Here is a 25462-nt window from a genome sequence, read left to right as displayed (position 1 = left end):
AACCTCCTCCGGTTCTGCAAACCCGCACAGCCTGTCAGTACTCGATCAGCAGGGGAAGACGTGTGCGACGGGAGATTCTTGCGGGATCGGCCCGAGGGGTCGTCAATCCGTCGTTCCAGCGGCTGATTGACGGGAAACAGTGCGGTCGATGGCTGAAGATCATCATTCACCGTATGCTCTGGCAGGCCGTCATGGGTCTCAGCAGGCCTCGGTGAGCGCCCCGGTGGTGACCGGCGTCCGCCACGGGCGGTCGCGCTCGGCCCGGCGCACGGCCGGGCCCATCGCGCAGCCGGCGGCCAGGAAGAGCCCGCCGAGCAGCAGCCAGCCCGGGCCGCCGCCGTCCAGCAGCAGCGTGGTCAGCAGCAGCGGTCCGGCCGTGCGGGCCACCGCCACGCCGGTGCCGAAGAAGCCCTGGTACTGGCCGAGCCGGTCGGCCGGGGCGAGGTCGAAGGCGATCTGCCAGGACCCGGCGGACTGCTTCATCTCGCCGACCACCTGGAGCACCGCCCCGGCCACCAGCAGCGCCGCCGTCGCCCAGAGCGGGACCGCCGCGGCGGACAGCGCGAAGACCGCGCACGAGGCGAGCAGCACCGCCCCGGCCTGCCGGACGGTCCGGGCGGCCGAGCGCAGTCCGGTGACGGCGCGGGCGGTGCGGACCTGGAAGAGCGTCACACCGAGGGTGTTGAGCACGAACAGGCCCGAGCCGAGCCAGCCGAGCTGCGGGGCCCGGTCGGCGATCCACAGCGGGATCACCAGGCTGAGCAGCGGCATCCGCAGCAGCAGCACGGTGTTGACCAGCGCCACGACCACGTACCGGCGGTCCGCCAGGACCGCGAACCCGCCGTCCCGGGCCGGGCGGCCGGGGACGGTCCGCGACGTGGCCGGGGCCGACGCGGACGCCGCCGCGGGCGCCGACCCGGGCACGACCGGCAGCCGCAGCAGGAGCAGACCCGTCGTCAGGAAGCCCAGGGCGGTGAGCGCGAACGCGGCGCGGAAGGCGGCCCCGGTCCCGACGGTCAGCGCGACGCCGCCGAGCGCGGCGCCCACCGCCAGCCCGGCGTTGAGCGTGGCCTGCAGCCGGGCCAGCGCCGCCGTCCGCTCCCCCTCCGGGACCAGCCCGCCGACCAGCGCCTGCCGGGCCGCGCCCAGCCCGGACTGGGCGGTCGCGTAGAGGCAGGCGGCGGCCAGGAACGGCAGGAAGGAGCGGACCGTCAGGAAGGCGGCCACCACCACGGCCGTGCCGAGGGCGAGCGCCGCCGCCGTGCCGCGCGGTCCGCGCCGGTCGGCGAGGTGGCCGAGCGGCACCCCGGCGAGCGAGCCGATCGCCCAGGCCACCGCGAGGCCGAGGCCGAGCCGGGTGGGCGAGAGGCCGACGATCCGGGTGAAGTACAGCGCCGAGCTGGTGTAGTACGCGCCGTCGCCGATCGCGCTCACCAACTGTGCGACGGCGAGCTTGCGTTGGGCCGGGGAGGCGGGACGGAGGCGGAACGGCACGGTACTCCCTGGACGGTGGCGGGCGGTGTGGGACCCCCAGTCTCGAACACCGGCGGACCATTCGACAGGGCCAGTGATCATCGATGATCTTGGGCCACTTCGGCACCTCGGGGCGCCCGGGACACCCCCCGGCGCCCGCCGGTGCCCCCGTCCGCCCCCTCGGCCGGACGCGCGCCCCCGGGGCGCGGACCGCCGGACGGCTCCACGCCGCGCCGTACCCGGCGCGGACCGCGCCCTCCGTGTCCGTCCCGTCCGACGTCCGCTCAGCTGTCCGATCCCCTCCCCCGGCTGTCCGATCCCGTCCCGGAAAGCCGTGTTGACCGGCCAGTAGGGCCCTCCTATGCTCGTCCGCGTTCTCGTTCGCGATCGTGGACACGACCAAGACGTGCACGCCCCGCGAGCGCCGTCCGGCACCGGGGCGGGAGCGTCGCGGCTCCCGTCCGGCGGAAGCCGTCACCCGGCGAGAAGGGCTCTCCCATCAGCACCTCCACCGCGCCCCCGGGCGACCCGGGCCCCGCCGCCGAGCGGCGGCCCGCCGCCACGGACCGCCGCCGCTTCCTGACGTACCTGCTCGCCGCGCCGACCCTCACCGTCGCCGCCCGGGCCGGCCTCGACGCCGCCGCGCCCGCCACCGCCCGGGCCGCCGAGGCGGCGGTACCCGCGCGGCAGTCCACCGCCCCGGCCCCGCTGCTCGGACTGCCCGGCATCCCGGACATCGTCGACCTCGGCCAGGCGCTCCAGCTCGCCGGGCTGCCCACCTCGCACCTGCTCGTCCTGGAGATCACCGCCGCCGGCCGCGCCGTCCTCCACCTGCCCCGGCTGGAGGTCGGCCAGGGCCTCACCACCACGGTCGCGATGATGGTGGCCGAGGAGCTCGACGCCCGCCTCGCCGATGTCGAGGTCCCGCTCTCCGACAGCCGCCCCGACCTGCTGTTCAACCAGCTCACCGGCGCCTCCAACTCGGTCCGCACGCTGTACGACCCGGTGCGCGCCGTGGCCGCCGCCGCCCGCGCCCGGCTGGTCACCGCGGCCGCCCGGCGCTGGTCGCTGCCGGCCGGCACCCTGCGCACCGCCGACTCCGCCGTGCTCGCCCCCGACGGCCGCCGGGCCGGCTACGGCGAACTCGCCGTCGCGGCCGCCGACATCGCGGTGCCCGCCCTCCCCGCCACCCCCAAGCCCGCCGAGCAGCGCCGGGTGATCGGCCGCCCCACCGGCCGGATCGACGCCCGCGACATCGTCACCGGCCGCGCCAAGTACGCCGGCGACCTCGCCGTTCCCGGCGCGGTGCCGACCGTGGTCGCCCGCCCGACCACCATCAACGGCACCCTGGCCACCCTGGACGCCTCCGCCGCCCGCGCGATGCCCGGCGTGCTCGCCGTGGTGACGGTCCCGACCGGGGTCGCCGTCCTCGCCGAAACGTTCGACCAGGCGCTCAGGGCCCGCGACGCGCTGCGCACCAGCTGGCATCCCGGCCCGGTGGCCGCGCTCTCCGACGCCGACATCAGGCAGCGGCTGCGCGCCGCCCACGCCCCGTTCCTGGTGCCCCCGCTGCTCACCCAGTACGTGGACGGCGAGTTCGACTTCGCCTTCGTCAACCACGCGCCGATGGAGGTGCTGACGGCGATCGCCGACGTCCGTGCGAACCGCGCCGAGCTCTGGTTCGCCGCGCAGACCCCGATCGTCGCGCAGCAGACCATCGCCGCCGAACTCGGCCTGCCGCAGGACGCGGTGACGGTGCACGTGGTGCGCGGCGGCGGATCGTTCGGCCGCCGGCTGTTCTACGACGCCGCGCTGGAGGCCGCCCGGATCTCCCGCGCGGCCGGCCGCCCGGTCAAGCTGATGTGGACCCGCAACGACGACATGCGGCACGGCCGGATGCGCCCCGCCACCCACCACCGCGTCCGCGCCACCTACGGCCTCGGCCAGGTGCTCAGCTACGAGCACCGCGCCGCCACCGTGACGACCGACTTCGGCCACGGCCTCGGCGAGGCGCTCACCGCCGCCGGCTTCCAGCTGGAGGTCGCCGGGCTCTCCGTCGCCCAGGCGTTCTTCCTGCTCAGCCAGAGCAACCCGTACGACGTCGGAGTCCCCACCCAGGTGCTCGCCGAGGTGCCGCTGAGGATCCCGACCGGCAGCTGGCGCTCCGTCTACTCCGGCACCGTGCGGGTGGCCGACGAGATCATGACCGACGAGCTGGCCCGCCGCTTCGGTCAGGACCCGGTCGCCTTCCGCCGCGCCCGGCTGCGCGACCCGGCCGGGCGGGCCGTCCTCGACACGGTCGCCCGGGCCGGCCGGTGGGGCCGCGCCATGCCGGCCGGCCAGGCCCAGGGCGTCGGCTACCACGCCGAGAACGGCGGCCGCACCGCCTACCTGGTCGAACTCGACGCCTCGGAGCCCACCCAGCCCCGGGTCACCAAGGCGGTGATCGCCGCCGACCTCGGCACGGTGATCAACCCGACCGGCCTGGAGGCCCAGCTGACCGGCGCGCTGATCGACGGCATCTCGGTGATCCTGCAGGCCGGCAACCACATCGACCACGGCGCCGTCCGCGAGGGCAGCTACGGCGACTTCCACTACGCGCGGCAGAAGCACAGCCCGCCGGTGGTCGAGATCCACCTGCTGCCGCCGAGCGGACCGCCGGGCGGCGCGGGCGAACTCGGCGTCCCGGCGGCCTCCGCCGCGGTGGCCAACGCCTACGCCCGGGCGACCGGTACCGGCCCGCGCTCCTTCCCGATCAACTTCTGACCACCAGCAGAGTGTCCCCGCCCCACGCCCCCGCCCGCCGACCCCGAGGAACCCGCCCTCCCATGCCCAGCCACACCTTCGTCCTCAACGGCCGGCCGGTCACCGTCGAGGCACCGGACGACATGCCGCTGCTCTGGGTGCTGCGCGACAAGCTCGGCGTCACCGGTCCCAAGTACGGCTGCGGGGTCGGCGTCTGCCGCGCCTGCACCAGCCACCTGGACGGCGAGGAGATCCAGCCCTGCATCGTGGCGGTCAAGGACTGCGCGGACCGTCGGGTCACTACCATCGAGGGCCTCGCCGACGGCGACACCCTGCACCCCGTCCAGGAGGTCTGGCTGGAGTGCGACGTCGCCCAGTGCGGCTTCTGCCAGCCCGGCCAGATCATGACGGCGGTCGCCCTGCTGCGCCGCAACCCGGCGCCGACCGACGCCGACATCGACCGGATCCAGAACATCTGCCGCTGCGGCAGTTATCCGCGGATCCGCGAGGCCATCAAGCGGGCCGCCGCCCGCACCACCGCCGCGGGCGGCTGAGCGACCGGCCGAGCGGGTGGCCGAACCACCGGGTCAGGACTGGTCCCAGGCGTCGACGGTCAGCAGCGCGTCCGGCGGGCAGCCGGCCACCGCCTCGGCGTGCAGCTCTCGCGGCCGGTGGCCGGCGCCGAACACCGAGCCGTCGGCCAGCAGCGGCAGGACCTCCTCGGCCCGGACGGCGTAGCGCAGCGGGTAGCCGTCGAACCGCAGCTGTTCGGCCCGGCCGGCCGCGGCCAGGGCCGCGATCCAGTCGAGACCGCCGAGACCGGTCTCCCACTTGGCGAGCGCCTCGCCCGCACCGTCCCCCACGGCCGGAGCCGTGACCACGAACCACCATCCGAGCATGCGACGCCTCCCCCCGCGGTGCTTCGCGCACCACGGGGGGAGGCTACGCCACCGGGCCCGTCAGGGGACGAGCACCAGCCGGATCGGGTTGCCCTTCTTCTGCTCCAGGGCCTCGACCGCCTCGGCGGCCTCGGCCAGCGGGAAGGTACCGCTGACCGAGCGGGAGAACTCCAGACGGCCGCCGCGGACCAGGTCGACCAGGTCGACCACGTCCTTGCCCTCCGAGCCGTAGTGGCCGCGGATCTGCTGGCGCAGGTAGCTGACCAGGGTGCCGTTGGTGATCGTCAGCGGCTGGTTGGTCAGGCCGACCAGCACCAGGCGGCCGTGCTCGCCGAGCGCGGCCATCGCCTGCTCGCGGACCGGGGCGACCCCGGCGAAGTCGAACGCGGCGGCCAGCGGGCGGCCCCGGGTCGCGGCGCGCAGCCGGTCGGCGAACTCCGGGTCGCCCGGGTCGAGGGCGGCGTCGGCGCCGAAGGCGAGCGCCCGCTCACGGGCGGCGGGCAGCGGGTCGACCGCCACGATCGGGTGGGCGCCGATGCCGCGCAGCAGCTGGACGCCGTGGGCACCGAGCCCGCCCACGCCCCAGACGCCGACGGCCTCGGCCGGGCGGACGGCGCCGGTGCCGGTGATCGCGGCCCACGGGGTGGAGACCGCGTCCGGGATGAAGCAGGCCTGCTCGAACGGCAGCTCGTCGGGGATCGGCACCAGGGTCTCCACGGTGGCCAGGGCGTACTCGGCCCAGCCGCCGTCGTAGTCGACGCCCCGGGTGAGGACGACGCCGTCCCGGATCTCCCCGGCCTGGAGCAGCACCCGGTCACCGACCGCGGCGCCGGTGACGCCCTCGCCCAGGACGTGCACGGTGCCCGCGACCTCGTGGCCGAGGGTGACCTTGTCGCCCCGCAGGTGCAGCGGCTTGAGCATGCCCTCGATCAGGTGAACGTCGGAGAGGCAGACGCCGGCGGCGCCGACCTTGATGAGGACCTGGCCCGGCCCCGGCGTGGGCACGGGCACCTCCTCGACGGCGAAGGCGCCCTTCGCGACGTCGAGCCGGCCGGCGAGCATCGTGGCGGTCATCCCGGTTCCCTTTCGCAGGGGGTGGCACGGTCGGCGGGCCGCACCATCCAACTTACTTGTTGTTCAACAAGCAAGTTCCACCCTAGCATGGTGGTATGTCCACGCACGCTTCCCCGACGGAGTCCTCCCCCGCACCGGCCGACCGGCCCGAGCCGCCGCGCCGCACCCAGGCCGAGCGCCGCGCGCGCGCCGAGCACGCGCTGCTCGCCGCCGCCGCGCGCCTGGTCGCCGAGCACGGCAGCGCCGGGGTGACCCTCGCCCGGGTCGGCGAGGAGGCCGGCTTCAGCCGGGGCCTGGCCTCGCACTACTTCGGCTCCAAGGGCGCCCTGCTGGCCCGGCTCCAGGAGGAGGCGCTCGCCGAGGCGATGGCCGCCGCCGCGCCGGAGCGCAGCGGCGCGGGCGCCGTGCAGGAGCTGTGCGCCTTCGCGCGGGCCGCCTGCCTCGACGGGGTGCGCCACCCGACCGACCTCGGCCGGGCGTTCGTCGTCCTGGGCGCCGAGGCGCTCGCCGGTTCCTCCGAACTCACCGACGCCGTCGCCCGTCTGGACGCCCGGATGCGCGGCTGGGTGGCCGAGGTGATCCGCCAGGGCGCGGCCGTCGGCGAGGTCCGGCCGGAGGTCGACCCGGAGGCAGCCGCGACGGCGGTGGTCGGCCTGCTCAAGGGCCTGATCGTCCAGGCCGCCACCGCTCCCGGGGTGCTCGCCCTCGACCGCGCCACCGCCGAGGCCCAGCGCTGGATCCGCCTCGCCCTCACCTCCGCCTGACCCGCCCGCCCCCGACGGACGGCGAACGGCCGACAGCGGCCGACGGGCGACCGGCGACGGTCCGTGAGACGCCCCTAGCCGCCGACGACCGGCCCCACCTAGGGTGATCCGACGTCACGACCGTTGACCCGAGGGGTGGATGACGATGATCCGGCGCCGTTCGCTGCTGACCGCTGCGGGGTTGGGAGGCGTGGCGCTCGCGCTGCCGGCCTCGGCCGTCGGGGCCGCACCCGGGCCCGGTGGCGCCCCGGCGCCGATCGACCTTCCGGCGCCGACCGTGGGGCACCCGGTCGGCACGGTGTCGCTGCACCTGGTCGACGGGAACCGGCAGGACCCGTTCGCCCCCACGCCCCGGCCGCGCGAACTGATGGTTCAGCTCTGGTACCCCGCGGCGGGCGCCGCCGGGCGCCCGCGTGCGCCGTACGCCACGGCACGCGAGGCGGAGGTGATGGAGCAGGACTCCTTCCTGGACCCGGGCACCCTCACCCGGATGCGCCCCACGGCGCGGCTCGGCGCGCCGGCGCTCCCGGGCGCGCTTCCGCTGCTGCTGCTCGGCCACGGCCGGAAGGGCGGGCGCAGCAACTGCACCGCGCTGGCGGAGGACTTGGCGGCGCACGGCTATCTGGTCGCCTCCCTCGACCACACCTACGACGCGGCCGCCGTCGAGTTCCCGGACGGCCGGGTGGTGCGCAGCGCGCTGGAGGACGAGCCGGCCGACTGGGACGCCGCCGAGCAGCAGGAGGTCTCCGCCCGGGTGGCCGATCTCCGCTTCGTCACCACGGAGTTGACCGGCGGCGGGCCGGCGCTCCGGCACCCGGGACTGCCGTGCGCCGACCCGCGGCGAATCGGCGTGTTCGGCCACTCGATGGGCGGCGCGGCCGCCGCCGAGGCCGTGCGGCAGGACCGCCGCTTCGCCGCCGGGCTCGACATGGACGGCGGCTTCTTCGGCTCGCCGGTCGCGGACGAGGGGCTGGACCGGCCGTTCCTGCTGCTCACCGCCCTGGCCGACCACTACACCTGGCGGCGCTGGCGCTCCCACCAGCAGGGCTGGGGACGGCAGTTGCGCCAGCGCGACTCCGGTCACCTCAGCTTCACCGACCGGCCGTACTCGGCCGGGCCGGGCCACGCCGCCGACCGCATGTCGCCGGAGCTCTACTCCGCGCTGTTCGGCACCATCGCCCCGGCCCGTTCCACCGCGCTGGCCCGCGCCTATGTGCGCGCGCACTTCGACCGGTTCCTGCGCGGGCGCCCGTCGCCGCTGCTGGACGCCCCCTCCCCGCGCCACCCGGAGATCTCCTTCGTCTGGAGCCGCGGCTGAGCCGCCTCTCTCCCTACGCGGCGGCCTCCGGGTCGCGGCCGAAGAAGCCGGCGAGCCGGTCGTACACCGGCGCGTCCTCGGCGACCGCGACCTCCGGGCCGAAGGCGTGCCGCTCCTCCTCGCTCCCCCGGTACTCCGGCCGCAGCGCGCCGCGCCCCCAGGCGAGCGAGGCCTCGGCGACCTCGTGGTCCAGCCCCGCCGTGGACTGGCCGGTGGCGCGGGCCAGGTCCCAGGCGTGCACGGCGAACTCGGCGATCTGCTGGTCCACCGGGAAGCGGGCCGGCAGCTCGCCGACGCCGGGGACCTCGATGACGCCGTCGAGGTCCCCGGCCTCGCGCCAGGCGGCCACCAGCCGCTCGGCACCGGCCTCGAAGCGGTGCAGCCAGTCCTCCTCGACCCGCTCGAAGGGCTCCGACCAGTCGGGTGTGCCGCCCTCCGCCCGGACGGTGAACTGCCGCAGGTCGTGCAGCAGGTGGCCGACCAGCTGCCCGACGTCCCACGAGCGGCAGGCGGTCGGGTGGCCGGCCTGCTCGACCCCGGCCCCGTCGATCAGGCCGGCGGTCTGCGCGAGGGCCCGGGCGAGCAGCTCGATCGGGTCTTCCACTCCGGTCATGACGCACCTCTCCGTCGTCGGGGCCGCACCGGCCCCTCACTCGGGACCCGGGCGCCGGCGCGCGCCGCGGACGCGCGCCCGCACCCGCGGTCGGACCGGCCGATCGTAAACGCGGGCACCGACAGCCGGCCCGGAGCAACACCCCGAACCGGCCGCCGGCCACCGGGTCAGGCGGCGAAGCCGCCGTCCACCGCGATCTCCGCGCCGGTGATGTAGCGGCCCTCCGCGCCCGCCAGGTGCGCGACGGTCGCGGCGACGTCGGCCGGGCGCCCGAAGCCGCCGAGCGCGGTGAAGCCGGCCTGGAACCCGGCCGACGGCCCGTCGGCCGGGTTCATGTCGGTGTCGATCGGGCCGGGGTGGACCACGTTGACGGTGATCCCGCGCGGGCCCAGCTCACGGGCCAGCGCCTTGGTGAGCCCGATCATGGCGGCCTTGCTGGTCGCGTAGAGGCTGCCGCCCGGGAAGGCGGCCCGCTTGGCCATGCAGCTGCCGACGGTCACGATCCGGCCGCCCTCGGCCAGGTGGGCCACGGCGGCCCGGGCGTACAGGTACGGCGCGCGGACGTTGACCTCCAGCACCCGGTCGACGTCGGCCGGACCGGTCTCCTCGATCGGGGCGACAAAGCCCGCCCCGGCGTTGTTGACCAGGATGTCGAGCCGTCCGAACCGCTCGGCGACCGCCTCGACGGCGGCGCTCACCTCCTGCGGGTCCGCGCTGTCGGCCCGGACCGCCCAGCCGCGCCGGCCCATCGCGGTGATCTTGGCCGCGACCGCCTCGGCCCGTTCGGCGCTGCCCAGGTAGGTCACCGCCACGTCGGCGCCGTCCTCGGCGAGCCGCAGCGCCACGGCCTCCCCGATGCCGCGGCTGCCGCCGGTCACCAGGGCCACCTTGCCGTCGAGCTTCGCGAGCGTGGTCGTCGTCATATCGTCAGAACTCCTCAGGTCGTTCGCGGACATGACTCGATCCTCAGCCCGCGCCGCCCCCGAGTCCGGCGGTATTCGGACGCCGCGTTCAACGTTCAACCACCGCCGGTCGGCGCACCTCCGGACGGCCCACGGCAACGGCCCACGACGAGCCGTGCGGCCACCCCTGGGGCAAGGGGTGGCCGCACGGGACCCCGGGCAGGGGGTGCCGGGGAGTGCTGATCGCTCGGTGGAACGGGGGACGGCGGACGGTGTCAGAAGGACAGGGTCTGGCCGGGGAAGATCAGGTTCGGGTTGGCGCCGATCGCCTTGATGTTGCGGGCGTGCAGCCCGGCCGGGTCGAGGCCGAACTTGGCCGCGATGCCGCTCAGCGTGTCACCGCTCCTGACGGTGTAGCCGCCGCTCGCGGGGTTCTTCTCGGGCGCGGCGGGCGCGGCGGGCGCGGCGGGCGCGGCGGGCGCGGCAGCGGGGGCCGCGGGCTTCGCTGCGCCCTGCGACGGGGCCTGGGACGGGGTGCCCGGCGCCTTGCGGGAGGTCGGCTTCTGGCCCTGGGCCGGTGCCTTGGCGGGGGACTTGGCCGGGGTCTTGGCCGGGGCCTGCTTGGCCGGCTGCTGCGCCGGGGCGGGCGCGTCGGAGGTGTCGGGCGCGTCGGCGACGGCGGCCGGCGCGCCGCCGCGGCTGAGGCCCGCCTTCGCCGAGCAGACCGGCCAGGCGCCCGGGCCCTGCTTGGCGAGGACCTTCTCGGCGACCGAGATCTGCTGCTCCCGGCTCGCCTGGTGGGCCTGCGGGGCGTACGCGGTGCCGCCGTACGACCGCCAGGTGGAGGGGGTGAACTGGAGTCCGCCGTAGAAGCCGTTGCCGGTGCTGATGCCCCAGTTGCCGCCGCTCTCGCACCGGGCGACGGCGTCCCAGGACGAGGCGGGGGCGGCAGCGGCCGAGGTGGCCGTGACGAGGCCGGCCACCGGCAGCGCCACGGCGGCGCCCGCCACGACAGCGAGCCGGACCCGGTTGCGCCTGGCGGTGCCGTTGGTGCCGGTGGTGGTGCTGTCGACGGTGGTGGAAGCGGCGGTCTCGTGACGGGGATTCATGGAATTCCTCTCGACAAGCCCCGGGTAGGCGTGCGGAACCAGGCCCCTGCCGGGGCCGGCTGTCGCTCCCTCACTCGGTGGGCGGCCGGGCACGCGTCCGACGTGCCGTGCCGCCCCGGCCACCCTCCGCTCGCCGACGGCCTGTTCGAGCCTGTCGCGTCGACGGGCACCGCCCTCGCGCCGGTGGTCGACCGGCGGGCCGTGCATCGGGGGTGAACCCGGGTGGTGCTCGTTGCACCGCCAAAGAAGCTAAGGGCGCCCACCGGGCGGCATCAAGCAATTCTTGGATGCCGCAGGTCAGTTGACTGTTACCGGCGGTATCGATCATGTAACCGACCGGGAAACGACCGGCTTTGACCGGATTTCCCGGCCCAAACGGTCGTCTTCCGTGCCGTCACTCACACCCGGCCGGCCGCCCGGCCGCCCGCATCATCGACAAATCGCCACGACCATCTGACGCACCGTCATCACGCCGATCGGAGTTCCCGATTCCACCCGCCGTCGATGTGGCGTTCACCACTCCCATTACGGCGAGTGAGCAAAAAATCGCTCAGCGCATGGCACACGACCCGTCCGCGCACGGACCGAACGGGCCGTCAGCCCGCCGTTGCCCCCGGTCCGATGCCGACGTGCCCCCCGGCACCCCGCCTCAGCCGACGCCGTCCAGCCCCGCGTCCCGGGCCAGCAGCGCCGCCTGCACCCGGTTGTCGCACCCCAGCTTGGCCAGGATCCGGCTGACGTACGTCTTCACCGTCGCCTCGCTCATGTGGATCCGGGCACCGGCGTCCGCGTTGGACAGCCCCTCGCCGAGCAGCGCCAGGACCTCCAGCTCCCGCTCGGTCAGCACCTCCAGCCGCTGCCGGGCCCGCGCCCCGCGGGCCGCGGCCGGCCCGGCCTGTCCGCCCGCCAGCGAGTCCACGATGTGCCGGGTCGCGGCCGGCGACAGGAAGGCTTGCCCGGTGGCCGCCGCCCGGACGGCCTGGATCAGCTCACCGGGCGCGGTGTCCTTCAGCAGGAAGCCCGCACCGCCGTCACTCACGGCGCGCAACACGTTCTCGCGCTCCCCGAAGGTGGTGAGGATCAGCGCCCGCGCGCCGGGGGCGACCCTCGGCAGCTCGGCGAGCGCCGTCAGCCCGTCCATCACCGGCATCTGGATGTCCAGCAGAACGACGTCCACCCGGTGCGCCCGGGCCAGCTCCAGCGCCTGCCGGCCGTCGGCGGCCTCCGCCACCACGTCGATGTCGTCGGCGGAGGACAGGATCATCCTGATCCCGGCCCGGATGAGCGGCTCGTCATCGGCGACGAGGACTCGGATCACTGCTGGCCATCCCCTTAGTACTGGTCCTGACGGCGCGCCGCCGCACCCGCCGGCGGCGCCGGGGACCATCCTCACACCCGCGTCGGTCAGCCGTTCACCCGGTAGTGCTGCTTGTCGACCAGCACCCCGTCCTTGAAGCAGAACCGGTAGGCCGGCTGCTCGTCCCAGCCGCCCGAGGAGTCCTCGGCGAGGAAGTAGCGGCACACCGACCCGATCGGCGGGGTGGGCCCGGTGCCCCGCAGGTTCTGGGTGAAGAAGTCGCTGCCGGGCGGCAGTTGGTGCTCGACCTCCTCCTGCGGGGCCCCCAGCCGCACCGCCTCGTACGCCGCCTGCGACATCGTGGAGTCCGCGGCGGAGCGGATGAACCCGACGATGCCCCAGACCAGCAGGCCGAGGACGGCCAGCAGCACCGCCGCGCCGCCCACCGCACAGCCGAGCGCCGGGCTCCGCCGCTTCCCCGGCGCCGCCCCGACCGGTGGCACGCCGTCGAGCGCCCAGGCGGGCGCCCCCTCCGCCCCCGCCACCCCGGCTACGCCCCACGCGCCGTCCGCGCCGGCGTCCACGACCGCGCTCCCGGTGTCCGCCGGTTTCTCCGCGTCCTCGTAGGGCAGCACGGCCGCCAGCCGGAACCCGGCCTCCGCCGTCGGACCGGCGTGCACCATGCCGCCCACCAGCCTGGCCCGCTCGCGCAGACCGGTCAGCCCCTGGCCCCCGCTGACCGCCGGCACCGCGCCGCCGGGGCGCGCGCCCACCGGCTCGGGCGCCGCCGGGTTCACCACCTCCACCACCAGCGCGTCCGGCTCGTACCGGAGTGCGACCGTGATCGGCGCGCCGGGGGCGTGCTTGTGCGCATTGGTGAGCGCTTCCTGAACGACCCGGTACGCCGCATGACCGGCAACCGCGGTCAGCGGACGGCGCTCGCCCTCCCGCACCAGGGCGACCACGGTGCCGGCCGCCCGGGAGGAGGAGACCAGCCCCTCGATCCCCTCCACCCCGCCCGTCCCGGCGCCCCCGGCCCCGGCCTCCGCCGCCGGCGAGCCGCCGACCGCCGCCCCGGCAGCCGGCCCGGACGGCGCCGCCGTCGACTCGTCGTGGAGCACCCCCACCACCTCGCGCAGCTCACGCATCGCGGTGACGGCCGCCAGCCGCAGCACCCCGACCGCCTCCCGCTGCCGGTCGGTGAGGGTCCGGTCGACCTCCAGCGCCCCCGTGTGCACCGAGATCAGGGCCAGCTGGTGGCCCAGGCTGTCGTGCATGTCCTGGGCGATCCGGTGCCGCTCGCGCAGCCGCGCCTGGTGCGCGACCATCGCGCGCTCGCGCAGCAGCTGCTCGTTGCGCTCGCGCAGTGCGTCCAGCAGCTCCCGGCGCTGCGCCCGGTAGCGGGCCCAGAGCGCGGGCAGCACGGCGAACAGCAGGTAGCCGCCCAGCGAGAAGCCGACGATGACCTTGGCCGGCAGCTCCCCGGCGTCCTTCAGCACGCCCAGCGCCGTCATCACCACCCAGCCGACGGTGAAGGAACCGATCAGCACCCCGACCCGGCGCACCCGGGCACCGGCCGACCAGCCGACACAGACCATCAGCGGCAGCGACCCGCCGCCGAACCCGCTGGCCGCCGCCGCGAGCAACAGCGCGGTCGCGGGCAGGCCCCGGCGGAGCAGGAAGAGGACGGCGACCGCCACCCCCATCGTCAGCTCAAGACCGGAGCGGCTGGCCACCTCGATCAGTGCGGCGAGCCCACCGAGCAGGAGCGCGCCCACCCCCTCACGGAGCACGGTCCCGACCCGCCAGGGCCCGGGCAGCGCCGTCCGTACCGCCTTCGACCAGGCTCTCGCGATGACGTTCACCCGTCGAGGCTAACGAAGCGGCCGTGCCCGGCACCGCCACCGTTCGTCGCGGCCGGGGCCGACGAAAGTCGTTCTCCCCACGCCGACGACCCTCCCGCGGCCGGCCGCCGCCACCGACGCCCGCCTCAGCGGTAGGCGGTGAGCAGCAGCGCGATGTCGTCCACCCGGTGCGTCGAGCCGAGCTCGTACAGCACCCGCTCCGCCAGCCCGTCCGGCCCCTCCGCCGCCAGCCACCCGGCGTCCGGGCCCGCCAGGGCGGCGCACAGCCGCTCCACGCCCTCGTCGATCGCCACCGCCGGGTCCTCCACCAGTCCGTCCGTGTACAGCGCGAGCACCGAGCCGGGCTCCAGGGTCAGCGGGCTGACCGGGTACGCGGCGGCCCCGTCCACCCCGAGCAGCGGTCCGCCCGGCACCTCCAGCGCCTCCGTGCGCCCGTCCGGGTGCCGCAGCACCGGCGGCACGTGGCCGGCCCGGGCGACCAGGGCGGTGCCCGCCGCGGGAGTGAGCCGGACCAGGCAGCAGCTGGCGAGCAGCCCGGGGCCGAGGTCCAGCAGCTGCTGGTTGGTGCGGGCCAGCACCTCGTCCGGCGGGTGGCCGCCGGTGGTGAAGGCGCGGACGGCGCTGCGCAGCTGGCCCATGGTGGCTGCCGCGCCGACGCTGTGGCCCTCGACGTCCCCGATCACCAGGCAGAGGTCCCGGCCGGTGACCACGGCGTCGTACCAGTCGCCGCCGATCTCCATGCCCTGGGTGCCGGGCAGGTAGCGGGCCGCGATCGTGACCCGCTCCACGCGTGGCAGCCGGTGCGGCAGCAGCGCCTGCTGGAGGCCGCGGGCCAAGGTGAACTCGGCGTCGTACAGCCGGGCGCGCTCCAGCGCCTGGGCGATGAAGCCGGCCAGCGCGGTGAGCAGGCCGCGTTCCTCCAGGGTGAAGACGCGGGGCCGGTCGAAACCGAGGATGAAGCTGCCGACCGGGTGGCCGGAGGCGATCAGCGGCAGGAACGCCCACGCCCCCATGTCGTCCAGGGTGAGGCCGGGGTAGGCGGCGGCCAGCTCGTCGACGGACTCGAAGAAGATCGGGGTGCCGGTGCTGAGGGTTTCCGCGCCGGGCACTCTGGCGCCGACCGGGATGCCCTCGAAGCGGTCGAGGAAGCCCTCGGGGTAGCCGCTCTGCGAGACCAGGTGCAGCCGCTTCTCCCGGACGGCGTAGACGGCCAGCTCCTGGCCGCCGAGCGCTGGCAGGATCTCGTCGGCCACCGCCCGGAACACCTCGCGGGCGGTGACCGCCTCGCTCAGCGCGCTGGCCAGCTGGAGCAGGTGGTACATGGCGCCGAGGCCGGTCCAGGTGCCGGGCGGGGCGGGTTCGGCCGACCGGACGGCGCTGCCCGGGGGCGGCTCGGCGGCGACCACCCGGCCGGTGACGCCGTGCGCGTCGGGGTAGAGCGAGAACGCCAGCCAGTTGTCCGGCGGGCGCAGCGCGAGGAACGCGGTGGGCTGCTGGGAGAGCAGCGCGGCCCGGTAGCGGTTCTCGTACACCGGGTCGGAGAGCCAGGACAGCACCTGCCACGGGTGGTGGCCGAGCAGGTCCTCGCGGCGGGCCTGGAGCAGCAGCTCGACGCTGTGGTTGGCGTAGGTGATCCGGCCGTCCGGGTCGAGCGAGAAGACGCCGTCGCGCAGACGCTCGACCGCGGCCGCCGCGGCGGTGCCGGTGCGGGTGTCGAGGACGGCGCCGACCAGCCGGCCCCAGGTGTGCGGGCCGTTGTGCGGCGCGCGGGCCCAGAGTTCGACGGGATAGGGGTGGCCGTCGCGGTCCAGCACCCGTACCCGGGCCGCGAGCACCCGGTCCCCGTCGAGGGCGCCGCGCACCGCGGCCCGGAACTCGGGCAGGTCGCCGGGGGCGATCCGGGCGGACAGGGTGTCGGCGCGGCCGTCGAAGTCGCCGGGGGCGAGGCCGAAGATCTCGCAGAACTGGTCGTCGGCGGTCACCGCGCCGGCCAGCACGTCCCAGTCGAACAGGCCCACCCGGGTGGTGGGCGCCGACGGCGGGGTGAGTTCGACGACCGTGGTGTCGCCGTTCGGCTCCACCACGTGGCCGTCCGCCTCCAGCGCGGCCAGCCCGGCGGCCAGCCGGTCGGCCACCGCGCGCAGATGGCGGCGCGCGCCCTCGGGCACGCCGTCTCCCGAGGCCGGCCACAGCACGCCGAGCACCCCGTACGTCTCGCCGCCCGCCCGGACCGGCACCCAGGCGGAGGCGAAGTCGTACGGCAGGCCGAGGGCGAGCTGCGGGAAGCGGCGCATGGTGTCCTCGGTGTCGGCGAGCAGCACCGTGCGGCCGGTGCGGTAGCCGACCGCGACCGGCAGCGGCCCGGCGGCGGCGATCCGCCGGAACGGGGCGAGGACCGACAGCGGCACGCCCGCGACGGCGCACAGCACCAGCGAGCGGCGGTCGCGCGAGCGCAGGTGGAGGGTCGCGCCGTGGGCGTCGGTGCCGCCGAGCACCGTGCGCACGGCGGAGGTCAGCAGGGCGTCCCGGTCGCGGACCGCCTGCTCGTCCGGGGACGGCTCGGCGCGCGGGCGCAGGCGGTGCGGACCGGGTCCCACCGCCCGGGCACCGCCGCCGCTCGGTCGCGGACCGGGCGGGTCCGCCGGCACACCCTCGCGCATCCTCTCTTGCTACGCCGGGGCCCGGGGGCTGTCAAGGCGAGCCCCGCCCGCCCCGGGGTGCCCGCCGGCCCCGGCTGCGCCACCATCGACCCCATGACGTCCCGCGCCTCCCGCCCCGGTCCGACCACCGTGGTCAACCTGAAGGGCCACCGCGACGACCCCGCGTTCGACGACGTGGTCTACGTCGGCCGGGCGATGCACCGCGGCGGCTGGCAGCTCGCCGAGTCCCCGCTGCACTGCCCGTACCGCCCCGGCCCGGACCTCTCGCGCGAGGAGATGCTGGTCAGGTACCGCGCCCACCTCCTCGCCCGCCCGGAGCTGCTGTCCCTCGTCCCCGGGCTGCGCGGCCACCGCCTCGGCTGCTGGTGCGCCCCGCTCCCCTGCCACGCCGACGTCCTGGCCGACCTCGCCGACCACGGCGCGCCTTCCTGACCGCCCGCTCGGCCCGGGCCGACCGCGGCCGTGCGGGCGGGCGGGGGCGTTCCACCGGAGCAGGGGCGCGAGGTCGCTTGGGTATTCTCCCTGGACAGCGCAGCGCAGACCGCTGCCCCGGGGGAGACGAGTGGCGAAGCATGGGGTCCACACCGGCCGATCGTTCGGCGGGCGAGGCGTCCTGGCAGTGGGACGGGGAGGACGAGGGCCGCGCCACCGGTGCGCCCGGTGATGTGGTGAGCGGGGGTGCGGACGGGGACGGGCCCCGGCTGAGCCGGCGCGGGCTGCTGACCGGAGCCGGGGTGCTCGCCGCGGGCGCCGCCGTCTGGGGGGTGTCCCGGGCGATCGGCGGGTCGGATCCCGCACCGCCGAAGCCTCAGCCGCTGCCCACCCGGGTGGTCGGCCCGGAGCCGGCGTGGGTCTACCGGGGCCCCGAGCCGATGACGCCCGGCCGGCAGAGCGGCCGGCTGTTCGCGCCCGCCTACCTCACCCGCAGCGGTGTGCGCCTGCTCGACCCGGAGACCGGCGCCGTGACCGCCACCGTCGGGGTGAGCCCCCCGAAGGGCTTTCCGGACGACTCCCCGCTGGTCCTCGGCGCCGGCCGGCTGTTCACCGCCTCACCGGGCCACGTCGACGCCCGGACGCTGGTGGGCCCCACCGCCGGCTGGAGCCTGCCGCTGCCACCGGAGCTGGGCGACCAGATCACCGTGTACGGCTGCGACGGCGACAAGGTGTACGGCTCGGTCACCGCCAGGGGCGTCCTGAGCCGCAACCTGTTCGCGATGAGCGCCAACGGCACGGGCCTGCTCTGGTCCCGCCCGGCCGCCGACCGCGACGAGACCTCGATCGCCGTGCTCGACGCCGGCATCGGACGGCTGCTCGCCTGGGGCGCCGATCCGTCCGCCGGCGTCTCGCTGCTGGACGGCACCACCGGCGGCCGGCTCTGGTCCGCCGAGAACACCGGCACCTCCTGGGCGGCCGTCGACCAGCGGCACGTCTACCTGCCGGCCGGGGCGGGCGGGGTCCGCGCGCTGCGGCTGGCGGACGGCACCCCGCGCTGGTCGGTGCAGCCCCGGCCCGGCGAGCAGTGGCGGGCCCTGCCGCCGATGAGCGACGACTTCCGGGTGTACGTGCTGCGGGACGACGGGCTGGTCACCGCACACGCGGCGGACGGCGGCGAGCAGGTCTGGCAGCTCCAGCTGCCGTTCCGGCTCGACCGGCGCTGCCGCCCGCTGCTGACCAGTACGACCCTGGTGGTACCGGGCCCGGCCGACGCGGGCGTCCAGTTCGTCGAGACGGAGACCGGCCGGACGTTCACGACCTTCGCCGACTCCGGCCCCGGCGTCGATGTCTGGTCGGTGGCCAGCGACGGCACCCGGCTCTTCGCGGGCCACGACAGCACGCTCTACTGTCTGGGCGCGCTGCCGGTGCCCTGAACGTCCGGGGTGTTCGACGACGAGCGCCGCCCCACCCGTCCCCCCGACCCAGGATGATGCCGTGCCGATTCGCCCGATCTCGCCCGACCGGCTCGTCGAACTGCTCGCCGACCGGATCGCCGCGCTGCCCGGGGCCGGCGAGCGCCGGCTGCGGGTGGCAGTGGACGGCGCCGCGGCCGCCGGGCCCGGGGCGCTCGCGGACGCCCTGGTCGAGCCGCTGCGGCTGCGCGGCTTCCCGACCCTGCGGGTTCCGGCGGCGGGTTTCCTGCGCCCGTCCTCGGTGCGGCTGGAGTACGGCCGGCACGACGCGGACGCCTTCCACGACCTCTGGCTGGACGACGGCGCGCTGCTGCGCGAGGTGCTGGACCCGCTGGAGCCGGGCGGCAGCGGCCGGGTGCTGCCCTCGCTGTGGGACCCGGTGACGGACCGCGCCACCCGCGCGCGCTACACCGAGCTGGCGCCCGGCGGGGTGCTGCTGCTGGACGGTGCGCTGCTGCTCGGCCGGTGGCTGCCGCTGGAGCTGACGGTGCACCTGGCGCTCTCCCCGGCGGCGCTGGCCCGGCGGACCGCGCCGGAGGAGCGGTGGACACTGCCCGCGTTCGCCCGCTACGAGGCCGAGACCGTACCGGCGGAGGCGGCCGACCTCACCGTCCGCTGCGACGACCCGCGCCACCCGGCCCTGGTGGAACCCGCCTGATCACCGGTCCCACCCGACCACCGGTCCGGCCGCCCGAACGGTCCTCAGCGCCCGCGCCGTCCGGGCGGTCCGGGCCGGGCCTCCGGGGCGGGGCCGCGCTGGCAGGACGGACACCAGTACGCCGACCGCTCCCGCTCCGCCGTCCCGTGCCGCGCCGTCAGCACCGTGGCGCCGCAGCGCGCGCAGGGCCGCCCGGCCCGACCGTAGACCCACTGCTGGTGGCCGTGCCGGGTGTCGCCGGTGGTGACGTGGCCGGAGCGCAGCCGGTTGGCGTCCAGCAGCTGGTGGGCGCGGGCCACCAGCCGGTCGGCACTCGCCAGTTCGCCGACCGGCGTCCATGGGGTGACGCCGGCCAGGAAGCAGAGCTCGTTGGCGTACACATTGCCGACGCCGGCCAGGTTGCGCTGGTCGAGCAGGGCCTCGGCGACCGGCCTGCCGGGGTGGGCGAGCAGCCGGCGGGCGGCCTCGGCCGGGTCCCAGTCGGGCCCGAGCAGGTCCGGTCCGAGGTGGCCGACGGCGCGCTGCTCGTCGGCGGTGCGCAGCAGTTCGACGACGGGCAGCCGGTAGCCGACGGCGGTTCCCCGCTCGGTGCCGAGGACGGCGCGGATCTGGTGCGACGGCCCGCCGGTCCAGCGCTCGCCGGGGCGGAAGAGCACCCAGCGGCCGTCCATCCGCAGGTGGGTGTGCAGGGTGAGGCCGCCTTCGAGGCGGGTGAGCAGGTGCTTGCCGCGCGGGGCGACCTCCAGCACCCGGCGCCCGGCGAGGTCGGCGGTGGCGTGGGCGGGCACCCGCAGCTCGCCGGTGGTCAGCACCTGGCCGGCGAGCGCGGCGTGCAGGCGGGCCGCCGCGCGGTAGACGGAGTCACCTTCCGGCATGCCTCCATCCTCCCTCCGCGCGACGGCCCGCCGCAGCCGATCGGCCGGTTACTCGACAGCGGCGGCGCCGTCGCCCTCCTCGCCGCCCACGCCGTGGCGGACCACGACCACCGGGCAGGGGGCGTGCTCGGTGAGGTGGCGGCTGACCGAGCCGAGCAGGGCGCCGGTGAATCCGCCGAGACCGCGGCTGCCGACCACGGCCAGCGCGGCACCGCGCGAGGCCTCCAGCAGCGCCTGGGCGGCGTTGCCGGGCTTCACCGACTCGGTGATCCGCACCTCGGGCTGCTTGCCGACGACCCTGGTGACGGTGTCGGAGAGGGTCTTGCCGGCCAGCTCCTCGGGGTTGAACTCGGGGGCGGGCACGCTCGCGCCGGCCCAGCCGTAGAACGCCGGGTACTCCCAGGCGGCGATGGCGTGGACGGTGCCACCGGTCAGCCGGGCGTAGTCGACCGCCCAGCGCAGTGCCCGTTCCGAGGCGGGCGAGCCGTCGACACCGACGACGATCCTGGGGTTCGCGCTGTTGGCCATGCCGCTGCTCCTTGCTCGACGTGCTGTTGTGCTCGACGTGCTGCCTTGCCCTCCAAACATAGATCAACTGGGGCATTTGTCAGCTAATTGCCGCGCCGATCGGTTCGCACACCTCCGAAACTGGTACTGGCGGGTGCGCGGCGTGCTCGCCGCGCACCCGCCAGGGTCTCGGCTCCCCGCGCGGGGACCGTCAGGCCCGGTAGGCGGCCCAGGAGTTGGACATCCGGGCGACCTGGCCGGGGGTGAACTGGGTCATGCAGGAGTCGTAGGTGTAGTCCATGAAGTTGTGGATCGGGTCGAGGCCGGGGGACGTGCAGGTGTCCCGGCCGGCCGGGCACTGGTAGGCGGCGCTCGCCTCGGCGGGGGTGTCGGCGACGTAGTCGCCCTGGCCGCTGCAGCCGCCCTGGAAGGTGTGGTAGAGCCCGAGCCAGTGGCCGACCTCGTGGGTGGCGGTGTCGCCCTCGTTGTAGTTGGCGGCCGAGCCGCCGGGGAACGAGGAGTCCAGGATCACCACGCCGTCGTCGGTCGGGTTGGACTTGTAGGAGCTGGGGAAGGTCGCCCAGCCGAGCAGCGACTGGCCGAGCTTGGCGCTGTAGAGGTTGAGGGCACCGGCGCCGCCCTTGCGCAGCGCGGTCTTCATCGCCTTCTCGGTGGTGGAGCCCGGAGCCACGCCGTTGTACCAGGTGGCGTTGTCGGTGTAGTCGGTGGCGGCCAGCTGGAAGCGGAACTGGCTCGCGGTGTTGCCGGCGCCCTGGCCGCCGTACGCGGCGTTGAGGACGTCGATCTGCTGGGCGATGGTCGCGGCCGACAGCTTGCCGGTGCTGCCGGAGTGCACGACGTGCACGTACACCGGGATGGTCGTGGTGGCGGCCAGCGTGCCGGGGGCGACCAGCGCGCCGCTCTGCGGGGTCTGCGCCAGCTGGCCGAGCCGGGCCTTCAGGTCCGTGTCCATCGCGTTGGCCTGGGCGTCGGTGACGGCGTTGGGCTCGTGACCGCCGGGGCTGCCGGCGGGCTTGCGGGCCGCGGCGTCCTGGGAGGTGTCACCGGTGCAGGCGGTGGCGGACGGCCCCTGGGCGGGCGCGCCGGCGGCGGTGAGCGCGGTGGGCGCCACGAACTGGGTGAGGCCGAGGGCGGCGACGACGGCCGCCGCGCCGAGGAATCGACTGGTGGCACGCGAGGGGACACGGGCGGAACGACGCATCTGCGCTCCCGAGGAGGTTGTGGGGGGACGGCGGTCGAGGGGGGGCCACCGTGTGCCACAGGCTACGCAGGGTTGCGTGTACGCGTCAGACAGGTTCAGGCCTGGAGCTTCTGACGACAAATCGGACAGAATCCGGAAGTTTGAGCGGCCCGACCTTGCCGCACATGAGCATTTCCCGTCGCGCGCCTGCGCACAGTACCGGCCCCGACCTGTCCGAAACGTGACACCCCGTCTGCCCCGCGCAGCGGTGCGGCGGCCGGCGGACACGGACGAACGGGATGAACCGGGCGTCCGGACCGCCTCGCCGAGACTACGACGCGACGAAGACGATCTCCCGCAGGGCACGCGCACCGGCCCGGTCGAGTACCACGGCCGACGCACAGCCGGCGGGCGGGCGGCCCGTCCCCGCCAGCCTCCGGCGCAGCCGCCGGGCGGCCTCCCGGTGCCGGGCGAAGGCGTAGGCGGAGACCGACTGCCCCCGGACGCGCTGGCCGTCGCGGGCCTCCTCGGCGGCGGCGTCCAGCAGGACCAGGTGCACCCGGCGCCCCTGCCGCCCGGCCTCCCGGACCAGCCACTGCCGCACGTACGGCACCGCGCCGCAGTCGTGCACGGCGAGCGGGCCGCCGGCCAGCACCGCGCGCCGCAGCCGCCGGTAGTGCGCGATCCGCACCAGCGGGCGGTACACCGCGTACGGCAGCCAGGACGGCAGCCGGGCCGCGTACTCCTCGCGGACCGACTGCGAGTCCACCAGCGGGGCGCGCACGCAGCGGCGCATCAGGGTGCTCTTGCCGCTGCCCGGCAGCCCGGAGACCACCAGCAGGTCGCCGGCCGGGTAGTGCAGCGCGACCGGCCGGCCGTGCCCGGGCCGGGTCTGCCTCAGGTCCTGCAGGCCGCGCGGGCGCAGCGCACCGGCACCCCGGTCCGGCTCCGCCGCGACGTCCGGGCAGCCGGACCGCGGCGCCGGGACCACCCGGTCGCGGGGCGCCGTGCCGCGCGGCGTCGCACCGCGGACCGCGCCGTCGAGGACCGTCCTGGAGACCTGTGCGTCCGCCATCGAAACCCCCCTGCCTCGAAGGGCCTTCCCCTTCAAGAGAGAGTAAAGACTAATGGTCAGACCGGGTCCGGGCCGAGCCCTCCACCGCCCCAGGTAGGTCACAGAAGTGCTCCGGGACCGTTACAGGGCGGTGGGGGCGCGGCGGATCAGCCGAGCTGCGGGGCGACCCGGGAGGCGATCAGCTCCAGGTGGTCGAGGTCGTCCAGGTCCAGGACCTGCAGGTACATCCGCTGGGAGCCGGCGGCGGCGTACCGGCCGATCTTCTCCACCACCTCGTCGGGGGTCCCGGCCAGGCCGTTGGCCTTCAGCTCGCCGACCTCGCGGCCGATGGCGGCGGCCCGGCGGGCCACCTCGGCGTCGTCCCGGCCGACGCAGACCACCAGGGCGTTGGAGTAGACCAGCTCGTCGGCCTTGCGGCCGGCCTTCTCGACGGCCTCGCGGACCCGGCCGAACTGGGCGGCGGTGTCCTCGACGGCGACGAACGGCAGGTTGAACTCGTCGGCGAAGCGGGCGGCCAGCGCCGGGGTGCGGGTCGGTCCCGTGCCGCCGACCAGGACCGGGATCTTCGCCTGGGCCGGCTTGGGCAGGGCCGGCGACTCGCTCAGCCGGTAGTACTCCCCCTCGAAGTCGAAGGTCTCGCCCGGGCCGGTGCCCCAGAGCCCGGTGATGATCTCCAGCTGCTCCTCCAGCCGCCCGAACTTCTCCTTGGGGAAGGGGATGCCGTAGGCGGTGTGCTCCTGCGCGTACCAGCCCGCGCCGAGGCCGAACTCGACCCGGCCGCCGCTCATCGCGTCGACCTGGGCGACCTGGATGGCGAGCACGCCGGGCAGCCGGAAGGTGGCGGCGGTCATCAGGGTGCCGAGGCGGATGGTGCTGGTCTCGCGGGCGAGGCCGGCCAGGGTGATCCAGGCGTCGGTCGGGCCGGGCAGCCCGCTGACGTCGCCCATCCTGAGGTAGTGGTCGGAGCGGAAGAAGGCGCTGAAGGCGCCGAGCTCCTCGGTGGTGCGGGCCACCCGGAGGAGGGTGTCGTAGCTCGCGCCCTGCTGGGGCTCGGTGAAGATGCGGAGGTCCATGGCGGCCATTCTGGTACCGATCACGGGCACCCACGGCGGTTCCGTCGATCCGGTGCCGGACGGCCGGTGACGGAGGGCCGGTGGGAAGGGCCGGCCCCACCTGCCGCGTGGCCAAGGTCTCAGCCCGCGACCGCTCCCGGCGGCCGGAGCCGCTCCCGCGCTCGCCTACCGTGGACGGATGTTCGCCACGCCCGACGAGTCGCCCCCGGGTTCCCCCGACGACTCCCCCGACCCGCGCAACCGGCCGGCCGGCTGTCCGCTGCCCCGGATCGTCTCCGCGTTCACGCCCCGGCTCGCCGAGTTCGCCTTCGAGCCCGGCTTCACCGCGGCGGTCGACCAGCACGCCGCCGAGCTGCGCGAACTGCTGTACGCGCAGGGGCCGGAGCTGCTGCCCCGGCCCCTGGACCGTGAGGAGTTGTCCGACTACGCGCTGGGCTTCCTCGACGCCCTCGCCGAGATCGGCTGGCGCGAACCGGTCGGGTACGACTACGCCGTGCACCGGCTGACCGCGATCTGCTGGCTGGTCCGCCAGGACGGCCTGCTCACGGCCTGAGCGGCGTCCGCCCGGCGGCACCGTGCCGGCCGGCCGGGCCGATCGACCCGGACCGATCAGCGCGGCTGCTCACCCGGCCGGCCGGGGTCGATGCCCGGGGCGGGCGGCGTGCTCGGGGTGGTCGGCCGGGCCGGCTGGTTGGCCAGCGCGTCCGAGCGGCCCGCCTGGTAGGCGCTGCCGCGCAGCTTGGCGGTCTCCTGCTCCGCGCTGGAGAGCCAGCGCTCCCAACGCTGCCGCATCGGGATGATCAGACCGCCGCCGACACCGACGATCAGCACGCCCGCGATCGAGGCCAGCACCGCGATCAGCACCGGACCGGTGATCGCGGTGGCGATCCCGGCCTGCCCGAGCGCCGCGACCACGCCCAGCAGGACGATGAACGCCCAGGCGATGGTGGCCACCGTCCGCCCGTAGGCCGCGCCGGACAGCGCGTTGCGCACGATGTCGCGCACCGCGTTGGCGATGGCCATCGCGACGACCACGATGACGACCGCGACGATGCCCCTCGGCAGCCAGGCGACGATGCCGTGGATCATCACGCTGATCGGGTTCGGACCGAAGACGCCGAAGGCCAGCTGGAGGGCCATCAGCAGGATCGCGTAGTAGACGATCTTGCTGACGATCCCGGTCAGGTCGTACTTCGAACCCTCCAGGTACCCGGCGATCCCGGAGCGCTCCGACACCCGCTCGGAGCCGACCCGGCGCAGCACCCGGTCGAGCAGCCGGGCGATCGCCTTGGCCACGAACCAGCCGATGACGAGGATCGCCAGGAAGGCGATGAACTGGGGAATGAACTTGGCGACCTTCGACCAGGCCTCGGTGAAGCCGGAGCCGAAGTCGACGGACAGTGCCAGCTGCTGAGCCACGGGAGTCCTCCACTCGGCGACACCGCGC

Annotated in this window: 23 protein-coding genes; 8 read left to right on the top strand and 15 right to left on the bottom strand. The window is 75.7% G+C overall.

Translation table 11 applies throughout. From position 1 onward, the window contains the following. Nucleotides 1-198: 198 nt before the first annotated feature. Nucleotides 199-1494, bottom strand: coding sequence for an MFS transporter (locus tag ACFVVU_RS33480; protein ID WP_387793820.1), 1296 nt, complete (start codon nt 1492-1494; stop codon nt 199-201). 141 nt (nt 1495-1635) lie between these two features. On the opposite strand from ACFVVU_RS33480, the gene ACFVVU_RS33475 reads away from it, so the two are divergent. After that, a complete protein-coding gene (locus ACFVVU_RS33475) occupies nt 1636-4239 on the top strand; it encodes a molybdopterin cofactor-binding domain-containing protein (protein ID WP_387793819.1) in 2604 nt (867 codons plus the stop codon). 62 nt (nt 4240-4301) lie between these two features. After that, nucleotides 4302-4772: a (2Fe-2S)-binding protein gene (locus ACFVVU_RS33470; protein ID WP_380685138.1), complete on the top strand. Its 471-nt coding sequence runs from the start codon at nt 4302-4304 to the stop codon at nt 4770-4772. 33 nt (nt 4773-4805) lie between these two features. Here ACFVVU_RS33470 and ACFVVU_RS33465 read toward each other — a convergent pair whose 3' ends face one another. Beyond that, nucleotides 4806-5117, bottom strand: a complete 312-nt coding sequence (locus tag ACFVVU_RS33465; RefSeq protein WP_387793818.1) for a hypothetical protein — start codon at nt 5115-5117, stop codon at nt 4806-4808. Between the two features lie 60 nt (nt 5118-5177). Beyond that, nucleotides 5178-6191, bottom strand: a complete 1014-nt coding sequence (locus ACFVVU_RS33460) for an alcohol dehydrogenase catalytic domain-containing protein (protein ID WP_387793817.1) — start codon at nt 6189-6191, stop codon at nt 5178-5180. A 95-nt stretch (nt 6192-6286) separates the two neighbouring features. Here ACFVVU_RS33460 and ACFVVU_RS33455 point away from each other — a divergent pair, with 95 nt between their 5' ends. After that, complete coding sequence (locus tag ACFVVU_RS33455; protein ID WP_387793816.1) at nt 6287-6955, top strand: TetR family transcriptional regulator; 669 nt, start codon at nt 6287-6289, stop codon at nt 6953-6955. Nucleotides 6956-7094: 139 nt separating this feature from the next. Beyond that, nucleotides 7095-8273 carry an alpha/beta hydrolase gene (locus ACFVVU_RS33450; RefSeq protein WP_387793815.1) on the top strand — a complete coding sequence of 393 codons (1179 nt, stop codon included), beginning with the start codon at nt 7095-7097 and terminating at the stop codon, nt 8271-8273. Between the two features lie 13 nt (nt 8274-8286). On the opposite strand, the gene ACFVVU_RS33445 is transcribed toward ACFVVU_RS33450, so the two are convergent. From ACFVVU_RS33445 to ACFVVU_RS33420, 6 genes are all read right to left on the bottom strand, one after another. Beyond that, nucleotides 8287-8886 carry a TIGR03086 family metal-binding protein gene (locus ACFVVU_RS33445; protein WP_380685131.1) on the bottom strand — a complete coding sequence of 200 codons (600 nt, stop codon included), beginning with the start codon at nt 8884-8886 and terminating at the stop codon, nt 8287-8289. 167 nt (nt 8887-9053) lie between these two features. Next, nucleotides 9054-9809 (bottom strand): SDR family NAD(P)-dependent oxidoreductase, encoded by a 756-nt coding sequence (locus ACFVVU_RS33440; RefSeq protein ID WP_387793814.1) that lies wholly within the window; start codon nt 9807-9809, stop codon nt 9054-9056. Between the two features lie 254 nt (nt 9810-10063). Beyond that, entirely contained in the window at nt 10064-10897 is an 834-nt protein-coding gene (locus tag ACFVVU_RS33435) for a transglycosylase family protein (RefSeq protein WP_387793813.1), read from the bottom strand. 649 nt (nt 10898-11546) lie between these two features. Further along, the gene (locus tag ACFVVU_RS33430; protein WP_380680752.1) at nt 11547-12215 is read right to left on the bottom strand and encodes a response regulator; all 669 of its coding nucleotides are present in this window, start codon (nt 12213-12215) and stop codon (nt 11547-11549) included. A gap of 86 nt (nt 12216-12301) precedes the next feature. Then, on the bottom strand, nt 12302-14059 hold the full coding sequence (locus ACFVVU_RS33425) for a sensor histidine kinase (protein ID WP_380680749.1): 1758 nt from the start codon (nt 14057-14059) through the stop codon (nt 12302-12304). A 125-nt stretch (nt 14060-14184) separates the two neighbouring features. Then, nucleotides 14185-16719: a SpoIIE family protein phosphatase gene (locus ACFVVU_RS33420; protein ID WP_387793812.1), complete on the bottom strand. Its 2535-nt coding sequence runs from the start codon at nt 16717-16719 to the stop codon at nt 14185-14187. A 93-nt stretch (nt 16720-16812) separates the two neighbouring features. Between ACFVVU_RS33420 and ACFVVU_RS33415 the strand changes: the two genes are divergently transcribed. The 3 genes from ACFVVU_RS33415 (at nt 16813) to ACFVVU_RS33405 (ending at nt 19284) form a co-directional block, all read left to right on the top strand. Beyond that, nucleotides 16813-17151, top strand: coding sequence for a DUF4326 domain-containing protein (locus ACFVVU_RS33415; RefSeq protein ID WP_380680743.1), 339 nt, complete (start codon nt 16813-16815; stop codon nt 17149-17151). Nucleotides 17152-17291: 140 nt separating this feature from the next. Beyond that, the gene (locus ACFVVU_RS33410) at nt 17292-18587 is read left to right on the top strand and encodes a PQQ-binding-like beta-propeller repeat protein (protein WP_387793811.1); all 1296 of its coding nucleotides are present in this window, start codon (nt 17292-17294) and stop codon (nt 18585-18587) included. 61 nt (nt 18588-18648) lie between these two features. Further along, nucleotides 18649-19284 (top strand): uridine kinase, encoded by a 636-nt coding sequence (locus tag ACFVVU_RS33405; RefSeq protein WP_387793810.1) that lies wholly within the window; start codon nt 18649-18651, stop codon nt 19282-19284. A 44-nt stretch (nt 19285-19328) separates the two neighbouring features. On the opposite strand, the gene ACFVVU_RS33400 is transcribed toward ACFVVU_RS33405, so the two are convergent. The 5 genes from ACFVVU_RS33400 to ACFVVU_RS33380 form a co-directional block, all read right to left on the bottom strand. Beyond that, nucleotides 19329-20159 carry a DNA-formamidopyrimidine glycosylase family protein gene (locus ACFVVU_RS33400; protein ID WP_387793809.1) on the bottom strand — a complete coding sequence of 277 codons (831 nt, stop codon included), beginning with the start codon at nt 20157-20159 and terminating at the stop codon, nt 19329-19331. A gap of 48 nt (nt 20160-20207) precedes the next feature. Then, on the bottom strand, nt 20208-20687 hold the full coding sequence (locus ACFVVU_RS33395; protein ID WP_380680731.1) for a universal stress protein: 480 nt from the start codon (nt 20685-20687) through the stop codon (nt 20208-20210). Between the two features lie 190 nt (nt 20688-20877). Continuing rightward, nucleotides 20878-21888, bottom strand: a complete 1011-nt coding sequence (locus ACFVVU_RS33390; protein ID WP_387793808.1) for a zinc metalloprotease — start codon at nt 21886-21888, stop codon at nt 20878-20880. Between the two features lie 310 nt (nt 21889-22198). Continuing rightward, nucleotides 22199-22942 carry an AAA family ATPase gene (locus ACFVVU_RS33385; protein WP_387793807.1) on the bottom strand — a complete coding sequence of 248 codons (744 nt, stop codon included), beginning with the start codon at nt 22940-22942 and terminating at the stop codon, nt 22199-22201. A 146-nt stretch (nt 22943-23088) separates the two neighbouring features. Beyond that, nucleotides 23089-24015 (bottom strand): LLM class F420-dependent oxidoreductase, encoded by a 927-nt coding sequence (locus ACFVVU_RS33380; protein ID WP_387793806.1) that lies wholly within the window; start codon nt 24013-24015, stop codon nt 23089-23091. A 178-nt stretch (nt 24016-24193) separates the two neighbouring features. On the opposite strand from ACFVVU_RS33380, the gene ACFVVU_RS33375 reads away from it, so the two are divergent. Further along, the gene (locus ACFVVU_RS33375; RefSeq protein ID WP_380680719.1) at nt 24194-24568 is read left to right on the top strand and encodes a DUF6401 family natural product biosynthesis protein; all 375 of its coding nucleotides are present in this window, start codon (nt 24194-24196) and stop codon (nt 24566-24568) included. Nucleotides 24569-24624: 56 nt separating this feature from the next. Here the strand turns inward: ACFVVU_RS33375 and ACFVVU_RS33370 are convergent, their stop codons facing one another. Further along, nucleotides 24625-25434, bottom strand: coding sequence for a hypothetical protein (locus ACFVVU_RS33370; RefSeq protein ID WP_380680716.1), 810 nt, complete (start codon nt 25432-25434; stop codon nt 24625-24627). Nucleotides 25435-25462 lie beyond the last annotated feature (28 nt).

It is taken from the genome of Kitasatospora sp. NPDC057965, assembly GCF_042887135.1.
Classification (GTDB): Bacteria; Actinomycetota; Actinomycetes; order Streptomycetales; family Streptomycetaceae; genus Kitasatospora.
Note: the sequence above shows the minus strand (reverse complement) of the source record. Positions and strands in the feature narration are given on the sequence as shown.

Excerpts from the sequence above, each read along its gene's own strand:
- ACFVVU_RS33470 (WP_380685138.1), top strand. The coding sequence starts at position 4,302 with ATGCCCAGCCACACCTTCGTCCTCAACGGCCGGCCGGTCACCGTCGAG.
- ACFVVU_RS33465 (WP_387793818.1), bottom strand. The coding sequence starts at position 5,117 with ATGCTCGGATGGTGGTTCGTGGTCACGGCTCCGGCCGTGGGGGACGGT.
- ACFVVU_RS33460 (WP_387793817.1), bottom strand. The coding sequence starts at position 6,191 with ATGACCGCCACGATGCTCGCCGGCCGGCTCGACGTCGCGAAGGGCGCC.
- ACFVVU_RS33455 (WP_387793816.1), top strand. The coding sequence starts at position 6,287 with ATGTCCACGCACGCTTCCCCGACGGAGTCCTCCCCCGCACCGGCCGAC.
- ACFVVU_RS33450 (WP_387793815.1), top strand. The coding sequence starts at position 7,095 with ATGACGATGATCCGGCGCCGTTCGCTGCTGACCGCTGCGGGGTTGGGA.
- ACFVVU_RS33445 (WP_380685131.1), bottom strand. The coding sequence starts at position 8,886 with ATGACCGGAGTGGAAGACCCGATCGAGCTGCTCGCCCGGGCCCTCGCG.
- ACFVVU_RS33440 (WP_387793814.1), bottom strand. The coding sequence starts at position 9,809 with ATGACGACGACCACGCTCGCGAAGCTCGACGGCAAGGTGGCCCTGGTG.
- ACFVVU_RS33435 (WP_387793813.1), bottom strand. The coding sequence starts at position 10,897 with ATGAATCCCCGTCACGAGACCGCCGCTTCCACCACCGTCGACAGCACC.
- ACFVVU_RS33420 (WP_387793812.1), bottom strand. The coding sequence starts at position 16,719 with ATGCGCGAGGGTGTGCCGGCGGACCCGCCCGGTCCGCGACCGAGCGGC.
- ACFVVU_RS33415 (WP_380680743.1), top strand. The coding sequence starts at position 16,813 with ATGACGTCCCGCGCCTCCCGCCCCGGTCCGACCACCGTGGTCAACCTG.
- ACFVVU_RS33410 (WP_387793811.1), top strand. The coding sequence starts at position 17,292 with ATGGGGTCCACACCGGCCGATCGTTCGGCGGGCGAGGCGTCCTGGCAG.
- ACFVVU_RS33400 (WP_387793809.1), bottom strand. The coding sequence starts at position 20,159 with ATGCCGGAAGGTGACTCCGTCTACCGCGCGGCGGCCCGCCTGCACGCC.
- ACFVVU_RS33395 (WP_380680731.1), bottom strand. The coding sequence starts at position 20,687 with ATGGCCAACAGCGCGAACCCCAGGATCGTCGTCGGTGTCGACGGCTCG.
- ACFVVU_RS33390 (WP_387793808.1), bottom strand. The coding sequence starts at position 21,888 with ATGCGTCGTTCCGCCCGTGTCCCCTCGCGTGCCACCAGTCGATTCCTC.
- ACFVVU_RS33385 (WP_387793807.1), bottom strand. The coding sequence starts at position 22,942 with ATGGCGGACGCACAGGTCTCCAGGACGGTCCTCGACGGCGCGGTCCGC.
- ACFVVU_RS33380 (WP_387793806.1), bottom strand. The coding sequence starts at position 24,015 with ATGGACCTCCGCATCTTCACCGAGCCCCAGCAGGGCGCGAGCTACGAC.
- ACFVVU_RS33375 (WP_380680719.1), top strand. The coding sequence starts at position 24,194 with ATGTTCGCCACGCCCGACGAGTCGCCCCCGGGTTCCCCCGACGACTCC.